Source organism: Acidiphilium sp. PM (genome assembly GCF_000219295.1).
GTDB classification, from domain to species: Bacteria; Pseudomonadota; Alphaproteobacteria; order Acetobacterales; family Acetobacteraceae; genus Acidiphilium; species Acidiphilium multivorum.
In genome coordinates this window covers 1-8,343 of the sequence record NZ_AFPR01000050.1, presented here as the reverse complement: position 1 = coordinate 8,343, position 8,343 = coordinate 1, and the positions used below count along the sequence as shown (strand labels likewise).

The window sequence follows — 8,343 nt, the reverse complement described above, 5'->3', positions numbered from 1 at the left end:
GATCGGCGAGCCCGGAACGCCGAGCTTCCGGTTCTGCGGCGATCCCGCGATGAACGGCAAGCCCTACTGCCAGCCGCATGCCGAGATCGCCTATGTGCGGGTGCGCGACCGCCGCGAGGACGTCGCCTGAGGTGTTTTGCCGCCGGAGATGAATTCCGGGCTTGCATGTCCGGCCCGCTTCACGCAGTGTTTGTCCTGCCCGCGCCGCGGGCATGAGGCACGCGCCTTCGGTCTGCTGTCTTGCGCCCCTGGCGGGCGTGCTGCGCTGCCGATCGTCGGTCGCAAGTGACGGGTCGACAGGAGCAGCGTCCGAAAATGAGCGAAGCCTACAAGAGCGCCCCCAACACCGGCGAGGCCGAGAGGCTGGCCAGGCGCGCTTCCGCGCTCGACGCCGATGCGGTGCGGGCTGCGTATCGGCGTTGGGCCGGGATCTACGACGGCGTGTTCGGCGCGGTTTCGGCGCCGGCCCGCCGCGCCGCGGTGGACGCGGTGAACAGGGCGCCGGGCACCGAGGTGCTGGAGGTGGGCGTGGGCACGGGCCTCGCGCTGCCGCACTACCGGCCGGAGAAGCGGATCACCGGCATCGACCTCTCGACCGACATGCTGGACCGCGCGCGGGCGCGGGTGAAGCGCGAAGGGCTGCGGAATGTCGAACAGCTGCTGGAACTCGACGCCGAGGCGACCGGGTTCGAGGACGGGCGGTTCGACATCGCGGTGGCGATGTTCGTCGCCTCCGTGGTGCCGAATCCGCGCCGCCTGGCGGCGGAACTCCGCCGTGTGGTCCGGCCGGGCGGGCTGATCCTGTTCGTCAACCATTTCGCCGCCGAGTCGGGCCCGATGGTGTGGATCGAGCGGGCGCTGGCGCCGGCCTCGCGGGCGCTGGGCTGGCACCCCGATTTCGCGATCGAGCGGCTGATACCCGCCGACCAGCGGGGGCGGCTGAGTGTGGCGCGGATGCGACCCTTCGGGCTTTTCAGGCTGATTTCGTTCCCCAATCCGCGGGGCGAGGGGAACCAGCCCGCTTTGTGACATCAGGTCTCTTGATCGAGGGGTGGGCCTGTTATATCCAGTTTGTTGAATGCGCGTGAAAGGGGCGTAATCGGCCCCGGCTGCGCTGTGACGTATTTTTATTTCAACTGACTTCGACGGCCGCGCCGAACGCGGTCCGAGTACACGGAACTGGCGGAGCTGATGAAACGATCCAACAAATATCTGTTCCTGGGCCTGGTCGGCTTCGCGGTTCTCGCCGCGGGCGCGCCGATGGCGCTTGCCGCCGCGAAGAATGCCGTCGGGTTTCCGGTGCATGCGCCGACGCCGTGGGAATGGTGGTTCCAGCCCGCCGCCAGCCCGATCCAGAAGAGCATCGACTGGCTCATGCAGTTCGTGCTCTGGATCATGGCGGGCGTGGTCGGGCTGGTGGGCCTGCTGCTGGCCATCGTGATCATCCGCTTCCGCGCCTCGAAGCACCCGGTGGCGACGACCACGACGCACAACACGCTGATCGAGGTGATCTGGACGGTGGTGCCGGCGTTGCTGCTGGTCGTGATCTTCGTGCCGTCGCTGAACCTGATCTACGAACAGTCGAACTACACGCACCGCTACATGACCGTGAAGGTCACCGGGCACCAGTGGTATTGGGAATACGACTATCCCGCCGCCAAGGGGGTCGATTTCACCTCGTACCCGATCCCCGACAACCAGATCAAACCCGGGCAGATCGCGCGGCTTTCGGCGGATCACCCGCTGGTGCTGCCGGCGAACGAGAAGATCGTCTTCAAGATCACCAGCGCCGACGTGCTGCACTCGTTCTTCATTCCCTCGCTCGGCGTGCAGCGCTACGCCATTCCCGGCCAGTACTGGCACCAGTGGACCAAGATCGACGCGCCGGGCATCTATTACGGCGAGTGCAACCAGATCTGCGGCATGAACCACGACAACATGCCGATCGAGATCGTCGCGCTTCCGCTGAAGCAGTTCAAGGCGTGGCTGGCCGAGGCGAAGGCCGACGCCGCGCAGGGCAATGTGCCGCCCGTGCGCAAATACGAGGTGCTGGCCATGGCCGATGCGGCGAAGAAGGCCGCATCGCGCGCGCAGGGGCACATCGCCCTGGCCAGCGCAACCACCGATGAAACGACGCGTTAATCTGTAGTCGGCGATCATCAGGAGCATATGACAATGTCCGCGACCGCACTGCACGATGCCCATGGCGAACATGCCCACCACCAGCCGGGATTCTTCCGGCGCTGGGTGATGAGCACGAACCACAAGGATATCGGCACGCTCTACATCACCTGGGCGATCATCGCCGCGATCGAGGGCGGCGTGCTCTCGATGATCATGCGCGCGCAGCTGGCCCATCCGAACAACACGATCATCACCTCGGGCCAGACCTGGAACGCGATCGTGACCGCGCACGGCCTGCTGATGATCTTCTTCTTCGTCATGCCCGCGCTGATCGGCGGTTTCGGCAACTGGATGGTGCCGATGATGATCGGCGCGCCGGACATGGCGTTCCCGCGCCTGAACAACATGAGCTTCTGGTTCCTGTTCATGGCGTTCATCTTCGTCAACCTGGGCCTGCTGGTCGGCGCCGGCTCCGGCGTGGGCTGGACGCTGTATCCGCCGCTGTCGGACATCACCTACCAGCCCGGGGTGGCCGTCGACTTCACGCTGTTCTCGCTGCATCTGGCCGGCATTTCCTCGCTGCTCGGCGCGATCAACTTCATCGCGACGATCCTGAACATGCGCGCGCCCGGCATGACGATGCACAAGATGCCGCTGTTCGTGTGGTCGATCCTGGTGACGGCGTTCCTGCTGCTGCTGGCCATTCCGGTGCTGGCCGGCGCGATCACCATGCTCATCATGGACCGCAATTTCGGCACCTCGTTCTTCGAGCCGGCGGGCGGCGGCGATCCGGTGCTGTTCCAGCACCTGTTCTGGTTCTTCGGCCATCCCGAAGTGTACATCATGATCCTGCCGGCCTTCGGCGTGATCAGCCACGTGGTCTCGACCTTCTCGAAGAAGCCGATCTTCGGCTATCTCGGCATGGTCTACGCGATGGTGGCGATCGGGTTCGTCGGCTTCGTGGTCTGGGCGCACCACATGTTCGTCTCGGGCATCTCGGTGGACAGCAAGGTCTATTTCGAGGCCGCGACCCTGGTGATCGCGGTGCCGACCGGCGTGAAGGTGTTCTCGTGGATCGCCACGATGTGGGGCGGGTCGATCGAGCTGAAGACGCCGATGCTGTGGGCGATCGGGTTCATCTTCATGTTCGTGCTCGGCGGCGCCACGGGCGTGGTGCTGGCGAATGCCGGCCTCGATACCGAGCTGCACAACACCTATTTCGTGATCGCCCACTTCCATTACGTGCTGTCGATGGGTTCGGTGTTCGCGATCTTTGCCGGCTTCTACTACTGGATCGGCAAGATGTATGGCCAGCCCTATCCCGAGGGCGCGGCGAAGCTGCATTTCTGGCTGTTCTTCATCGGGGTGAACCTGACCTTCTTCCCGCAGCACTTCCTCGGCCTCGCCGGCATGCCGCGCCGCTACCCGGACTATCCGGTGGCGTTCGCGGGGTGGAACTACGTCTCCTCCGTGGGGGCGCTGATCTCCGGCATCAGCACGCTGGTGTTCTTCTACATCCTGTTCAAGATCTTCACCGGGCGGCAGCAGCTGGCCGCCAACTACTGGGGTGAGGGCGCGACGACCCTCGAGTGGACGGTTCCCTCGCCGGCGCCGCACCACACCTTCGAGGATGTTCCGGTAATCCGCTGACGCGCGGGTTGCCACTGACGAAAGCGGGCGGGTGATGGTTCTCTCCGGCGGGGAGAACCATCCTCGTTCCCGCAAGGCAAAATCCGGATGCGAATCTTCGCGCCGGCTGGATTGATGGAATGAGCGATACGATCCTGCGCACCTCTGCCACCGCTGTCCCCGATACGGCGCTGCTCGACCAGTCGCTGCTCGGCGCGACGGCCGGCGACTGGCTCGCCCTGCTCAAGCCGCGGGTGCTCTACCTCGTGGTCTATACGGGCGCGGCCGGACTGCTCGTGGCGCCCGGCGGGATCAATCCCATCCTCGGCTTTGCCGCGATCCTCTGCATCGCCATGGCCGCCGGCGCGGCGGGGGCGATCAACATGTGGTATGATCGCGACATCGATGCCGTGATGCGGCGGACCGCCGGCCGGCCGATCCCGACCGGGCGGATTTCGCCGGATGGCGCGCTGGCCTACGGCGTTGCGCTTTCCGCATTGTCGGTGCTGTTGATGTGGCTCGCCACGAACCTGCTGGCCGCCGGGCTGCTGGCCGCCTCGATCGGGTTCTACGTGTTCATCTACACGATGTGGCTGAAGCGGCGGACGCCGCAGAATATCGTGATCGGGGGCGCGGCGGGGGCGTTTCCGCCGGTCATCGGCTGGGCCGCCGCGACCGGGCATGTCGGATTGCTGCCGGTGCTGCTGTTCGCGATCATCTTCTTCTGGACGCCGCCGCATTTCTGGGCCCTGTCGCTCTTCGCGTCGGCCGATTACCAGAAGGCGGGCGTGCCGATGCTGCCGGTGGTGGCCGGCCAGAAGGCCACGCGCCTCGCGGTGATGCGCTACACGCTGTGGCTGGTGCCGCTCTCGCTGCTGCCCTACGTGCTGCACCTCGCGGGCCCGGTCTATGGCGCGAGCGCCATGGTGCTGGGCCTTGCGTTCGTGTGGTATTCCTGGCGGGTGCTGCGCGACCGGCAGGATGAAAATGGCGTCAGCCTGACGCGGGACGCGCCGGCGAAGGCGGCGTTCAAGTTCTCGATCCTGTACCTTTTCCTGATCTTCGGCGCGCTCGTTCTGGACCATCTGGTATGACCGGGGTGGAACGGGCCAGCAGCAAGGACTGGAGCCGGGAGGAGCGGGCGGAATTCATCCGCCGGCGGCGGGGGCGGAACTGGGCGCTGCTCGCGGCGCTCGTCGCGCTCTGCGGCCTCATCTACGCGATTGCCGTCGTCAAGCTTTATCATGCCGGGCATATGTGGTGAAACGAATCATGGCCTTAGCGGCCGGCTTCTATCGGGAGAGAGTGTCTTATGAGTGCTGAGAGTCATACCGCCGAAGGGCAGATCGCGGGGCACGTGCCGCACCCGTATCACCTGGTAGAACCCAGCGTGTGGCCGCTGACGGGGGCGATGTCCGCCATCCTGATCGCGACCGGCATCATCTTCGTCGCGCATTTCAACGATTACTGGTTCCTCATTGCCGGCTTCATCGGCGCGGTCAGCACCATGTTCGTCTGGTGGCGCGACGTGGTGCGCGAAAGCCGCACGCCCGGCCTGCACAAGCTCGTCACCCAGATCGGCCTGCGCTACGGCATGGCGCTGTTCATCTCTTCCGAGGTGATGTTCTTCGTCTCCTTCTTCTGGGCCTATTTCAACTTCTTCTTCTTCCCGGCGCACCAGGGCTACATGCACCAGCCGGTCTGGCCGCCGGCGCATATCACCACGATCGACCCGTTCGCGGTGCCGCTGTTCAACACGATGGTGCTGCTGCTCTCCGGCACGACGATCACCTGGGCGCACCACGCGCTGATCGAGGGGGACCGCCGCGGGCTGATCCAGGGCCTCGGCTGCACCATCATTCTCGGCCTCGCCTTCCTCTGCGGCCAGACCTACGAATACACGCACTCGCCGTTCAACTTCTATCACGGCGGCATCTTCCCGTCGGTGTTCTTCATCGCGACCGGGTTCCATGGGTTCCACGTGATCGTCGGCACCAGCTTCCTGATCGTGAACTTCTTCCGCGCGCTGAAGAACCAGTTCACACAGAAACGGCATTTCGGCTTCGAGGCCGCCGCGTGGTACTGGCACTTCGTCGACGTGGTGTGGCTGTTCCTGTTCGTCTGCATCTACTACTTCGGCCGCAGCGCCATCACCGCCGCCTGACCGCATGACCGATCAGGCCTTGCCGCGCTCGCGCTGGCGGCGCCTGATCGGGATGGGGGCGATCAGCCTGTTCATGCTGGTCGCCCTGATCGCCCTCGGCGTCTGGCAGGTCCACCGGTGGCACTACAAGGACCGGATCCAGCGCGAGATTCATGCCGCTCAGCTACGGCCGCCGGTTCCGCTCTCCGCAAAACCCTCGCCCTATGAAAAGGTGGCGCTGACCGGGACCTGGGTTTCCGGCAAGGCGGCGTTCTATGGCGACCAGATCCGCAATTCGCCGACCGGCCCGCTGCGGGGCGGTCAACTGATCGTGCCGTTCCGCCGCGCGGATGGCGGGGTGGTGCTGGTCGATCTCGGCTGGGTGCGGGGGCGGGCGCCGAAGACGGTGCCGTTGCCCGCGGGGCCGGCGGTGGTTTCGGGCTATGTCCAGGCGCCGCAGCAATTCGGGCCGTTCGCCCCGAGCCCCGACCTTGCCCGGCTGGTTTTCTACAAGCTCGATCCGCGGGCCATCGGGGCGGCGCTCGGGTTTGCGGATGCAGCGCCGTTCACCCTGGTGATGATCGGGCCGAAGCCGGTCGCCGGCGGGCCGATTCCGGCGCCGAGCCTGCCGACGCCGCCGAACAATTCCGAGCAATACGCGCTCACCTGGTTCGGCCTCGCCTTTGTCGTCGTGCTCGAATATATTTTTTACATCCGAAAAGTGCTGCTGGAGACCGCGTGAACGACCTGAGCATCGAAGGGGCGGTGACCCCGTATCAGCGCCTGACGTCGCGGTTCGAGCGGCTGGCGATCATTGACGAGGCCAGCGCGATGCTGGGCTGGGACCAGGCGGCGGTGATGCCGGAAGGCGGCGCCGCGGCGCGGGGCGACCAGCTGGCAACACTCGCCGGCGTCGCCCATGGGATGCTGGCGGCGCCGGAGGTCGAGGAGGATCTCGCCGCCGCCGAAATCGCGCCGCCCGCCGATCCGGTCGAGCGGCGCAATCTCGCGCTGATGCGGCGGGCGTATCGGCGGGCGACGGCGGTGCCGGCCGATCTGGTCGAGGCCGTGGCCCGCGAAAGCGCGGCCTGCGAGACGGTGTGGCGCGGGGCGCGGCGGGATGCCGATTTCGCCGCCGTCCGCCCGAGGCTGGAGGTGCTGCTCGGGCTGATCCGCGAACAGGCGGCGGCACTGGGCGCGACGCTCGGCCTCTCGCCCTACGATGCGCTGATCGATTCCTACCAGCCGGGAATCACCGCGGCCGAAATCGAGCCGGTGTTCGACCGCTACGAGGCGTTCCTGCGGGACAATCTGGCAGCCGTCGAGGCACGGCAGGCGGGGCGGATGGCTGGCCTGCCGGGCACGCCGCCCTTCGCCGAGGCGGCGCAGGAGGCGCTGTGCCGCCGCCTCGCCGAGCGCGTCGGGCTCGATTTCCGGGGTGCGCGGCTGGACCGCTCGCTGCACCCGTTCTGCGGCGGCACGCCGACCGACATCCGGATCACCACGCGGTATGACGAGGCGGATTTCGCCTCCGCCCTGATGGGCGTGCTGCATGAATCCGGCCACGGGCTGTACGAGGCCGGATTGCCGCGCGCGCGCGCGCGCCAGCCCGTCGGCGCGGCCGCCGGCATGGCGGTGCATGAAAGCCAGTCGCTGATCGTGGAATTGCAGGCGGCGCGATCCGATCCGTTCCTGCGCTGGCTCGGCCCGCAACTCGCCGCCGCCTTCGGCCAGCCGCCGGCGGATTTCGCGCCGGACCGGCTGGCGGCGCGGCTGCGGCGGGTCGAGCGGAGTTTCATCCGCGTCGAGGCGGACGAGGTGACCTACCCGGCGCATGTGATCCTCCGCTTCCGGCTGGAGGCGGCGATGGTGGCCGGCGACCTCGCGGTTGCCGACCTGCCGGCGGCCTGGAACGACGGGATGCGCGCGCTGCTCGGCATCGTGCCGCCGGACGACGCCAGGGGCTGCCTGCAGGACATTCACTGGTACGTGGGGCTGTTCGGCTATTTTCCGTCCTACACGCTTGGCGCGATGGCCGCGGCGCAGCTGATGCAGGCGGCGCGGCGGGCGCGGCCGGACATCGACGCCGCCCTGGCGGAGGGCGATTTTGCCCCGCTGCGGGACTGGCTGCGCGCCAATGTCCACGGTCACGGCGCGCGCTATGGGTTCAACGAACTGTTGGTCGAGGCGACCGGCAAGCCGCTCGACCCCGCTTCGTTCGAGGCGCATCTGCGGGCGCGTTACCTGGCCTGAGGCCGCCCGCCGCCGGGCGGGTCAGGCGGCGACGCGCTTGAGGCCGGCCTTGAGCGAACGGCGGGAGGTCGCGAGATGAACCGCCATGGCAAGCTCGGCCTTTTCCATCGCACCGGACCGCAGGGCGATGAGCACCGTCATGTGTTCGGCGATGGCGACGCGGGTGCGTTCGACCTCGTAGTTCCGGTCCCACT

General features: G+C 66.9%; 9 protein-coding genes. All 9 read left to right on the top strand.

Annotated elements, in window-relative coordinates:
• On the top strand, positions 1-130 hold a 130-nt coding region (locus APM_RS22905; protein WP_007421650.1), incomplete at its 5' end, for a GcrA family cell cycle regulator.
• 185 nt (positions 131-315) lie between these two features.
• Complete coding sequence (locus tag APM_RS01805) at positions 316-1,029, top strand: class I SAM-dependent methyltransferase (RefSeq protein WP_007421649.1); 714 nt, start codon at positions 316-318, stop codon at positions 1,027-1,029.
• A 162-nt stretch (positions 1,030-1,191) separates the two neighbouring features.
• On the top strand, positions 1,192-2,142 hold the full coding sequence (coxB, locus tag APM_RS01800; RefSeq protein WP_007421648.1) for a cytochrome c oxidase subunit II: 951 nt from the start codon (positions 1,192-1,194) through the stop codon (positions 2,140-2,142).
• Between the two features lie 33 nt (positions 2,143-2,175).
• On the top strand, positions 2,176-3,774 hold the full coding sequence (gene ctaD, locus APM_RS01795; protein ID WP_007421647.1) for a cytochrome c oxidase subunit I: 1,599 nt from the start codon (positions 2,176-2,178) through the stop codon (positions 3,772-3,774).
• 119 nt (positions 3,775-3,893) lie between these two features.
• On the top strand, positions 3,894-4,847 hold the full coding sequence (locus APM_RS01790) for a heme o synthase (protein WP_007421646.1): 954 nt from the start codon (positions 3,894-3,896) through the stop codon (positions 4,845-4,847).
• Positions 4,844-5,017, top strand: a complete 174-nt coding sequence (locus APM_RS22180; protein ID WP_013640576.1) for a hypothetical protein — start codon at positions 4,844-4,846, stop codon at positions 5,015-5,017. Before APM_RS01790 ends, APM_RS22180 begins: the two co-directional genes overlap by 4 nt.
• A gap of 48 nt (positions 5,018-5,065) precedes the next feature.
• A complete protein-coding gene (locus tag APM_RS01785) occupies positions 5,066-5,917 on the top strand; it encodes a cytochrome c oxidase subunit 3 (RefSeq protein ID WP_007421645.1) in 852 nt (283 codons plus the stop codon).
• A gap of 4 nt (positions 5,918-5,921) precedes the next feature.
• Positions 5,922-6,638, top strand: a complete 717-nt coding sequence (locus APM_RS01780) for an SURF1 family protein (RefSeq protein WP_007421644.1) — start codon at positions 5,922-5,924, stop codon at positions 6,636-6,638.
• A complete protein-coding gene (locus tag APM_RS01775) occupies positions 6,635-8,149 on the top strand; it encodes a carboxypeptidase M32 (RefSeq protein WP_007421643.1) in 1,515 nt (504 codons plus the stop codon). The genes APM_RS01780 and APM_RS01775 overlap by 4 nt, the downstream gene beginning before the upstream one ends.
• Positions 8,150-8,343: the final 194 nt, after the last annotated feature.

Bases quoted from the DNA above. Each gene is read 5' to 3' on its own strand.
- ctaD (WP_007421647.1), top strand. From the start codon at position 2,176: ATGTCCGCGACCGCACTGCACGATGCCCATGGCGAACATGCCCACCAC.
- APM_RS01790 (WP_007421646.1), top strand. From the start codon at position 3,894: ATGAGCGATACGATCCTGCGCACCTCTGCCACCGCTGTCCCCGATACG.
- APM_RS01785 (WP_007421645.1), top strand. From the start codon at position 5,066: ATGAGTGCTGAGAGTCATACCGCCGAAGGGCAGATCGCGGGGCACGTG.
- APM_RS22180 (WP_013640576.1), top strand. From the start codon at position 4,844: ATGACCGGGGTGGAACGGGCCAGCAGCAAGGACTGGAGCCGGGAGGAG.
- coxB (WP_007421648.1), top strand. From the start codon at position 1,192: ATGAAACGATCCAACAAATATCTGTTCCTGGGCCTGGTCGGCTTCGCG.
- APM_RS01805 (WP_007421649.1), top strand. From the start codon at position 316: ATGAGCGAAGCCTACAAGAGCGCCCCCAACACCGGCGAGGCCGAGAGG.
- APM_RS01780 (WP_007421644.1), top strand. From the start codon at position 5,922: ATGACCGATCAGGCCTTGCCGCGCTCGCGCTGGCGGCGCCTGATCGGG.